Consider the following 288-nt stretch of genomic DNA (forward strand, 5'->3'; position numbering starts at 1 on the left):
GGCAAGGAACAGACCGTTCAGGTCTGCGTGGGCAGCGTCAGCGGCGTGCAGCGCCTTCACAAGCGCAGCGACACGCCTCTCGGCTTCTGGACGCGCCGCGGCGCAGATGGCGCGCTCGACGGCAGGCCTGGCCGCGCCAATGCGCTTTTCAATAAGTTCGATTGCCTGGCCGGCCACAGCTTCCAAGCGTCGCAACTCCGCTACCCGCGCGCGCTTTTCAGCTTTGGCTGACGGCTTCTCGCCGATGAGCGCGGCAACCTCGGGTGCGATGTCAATGGATTTGTCGGC

General features: G+C 65.6%; 1 protein-coding gene. It reads left to right on the forward strand.

Annotated features, from left to right (window positions below; translation table 11 throughout):
* Nucleotides 1-231: hypothetical protein (locus EN862_RS36525; protein ID WP_193771653.1), on the forward strand; the 231-nt coding region annotated here is incomplete at its 5' end.
* Between the last annotated feature and the right edge of the window lie 57 nt (nt 232-288).

The sequence above is a fragment of the Mesorhizobium sp. M2E.F.Ca.ET.219.01.1.1 genome (genome assembly GCF_004016445.2).
Classification (GTDB): Bacteria; Pseudomonadota; Alphaproteobacteria; order Rhizobiales; family Rhizobiaceae; genus Mesorhizobium.